Consider the following 1,029-nt stretch of genomic DNA (forward strand, 5'->3'; position numbering starts at 1 on the left):
GGTTATAAATACCATCATTTTACTATATTAACTCACATTTCACAACCTGTGAATCCGAATTGATGATGAACCGCTTTTTATAGATTTTATAAAAAAACATAAAAACCTTCCCGAATGGTATCAACGCCTAAATAATAAAAAAACGCTGCCTTCAAAGAACTCTTTCAAGAATCTTTAAGGGCAACTTTTTTAACTCAAATGAAGTCAAATGGCGGGCTGTTAACCGAGATGATCCTTATCAACATCTGAAACTAAACTGTTTTAGCAACAGCCGTCCACATCGCAAACAAATCCTTCCATCGCTTCAACAGAGCGTTGTTTACTTAATTCATCATAATCGGGCGAGGAGACCCCGACTTCTAAGCAAGAGCGAAAGTCGGGGAGGAATCACCCTTCCTCCTTTCAATCAATAATGTGCTCGCATGTTCCACTTTTTTTAGTTTCTTATAACTTGCCGAAGCATGGATTCTTGTACCATCTAACAACCGAATGTCGAAATACCCGTTACTTCTTCTGCCAAATACAAAACATTCTTGACCATCGTATAGAACTTTGTCAAATAGCTGAAACCCTTTGACCAACCGTTCCGCCTTATTGGCTTTCCTTTTTCCGCCTTTCGATATCGTTGCTTTGTGTAGTTGACGGTTATTCTTGCGAACAAATTTCAGCAGAAACACCGTGTCGCTCGGTGTGGCAAGAGGGTTTTCGCTGATACAACGAGCATCGACCATGTGCGTTTTTGCCAATCCATGCATAATACGAGTGTGTTTGGTGATATATCCATACGTGTGCTTCACATGCGGATACACTTTCTTTAGTCCATTCCAGATGAACCAACGCATCACTGTCATGTGGGAAGCGTCTTTCAACGAAGAGAATCTCCGCTGTATTTCGTGTTCTAATCCCTCTCGATGAATCCTATCGTGGCAAGTTTTGCACAGTGTCATGAGATTACTCGGGGAATCGCCACCCGTCTTTCTGCTTTCAATATGATGGACATTCAGTACAGGGTCTTTCGATTTTCCTTTA

Annotated in this window: 1 protein-coding gene; it reads right to left on the bottom strand. The window is 41.1% G+C overall.

Features of this window, described 5'->3' with window-relative positions:
* Window positions 1–359: 359 nt before the first annotated feature.
* A partial coding sequence (locus M4I42_RS16955; RefSeq protein ID WP_268853201.1) for an HNH endonuclease occupies window positions 360–1,029 on the bottom strand: 670 nt, incomplete at its 5' end.

It is taken from the genome of Anoxybacillus sp. J5B_2022 (genome assembly GCF_026847645.1).
Lineage (GTDB): Bacteria > Bacillota > Bacilli > Bacillales > Anoxybacillaceae > Anoxybacteroides.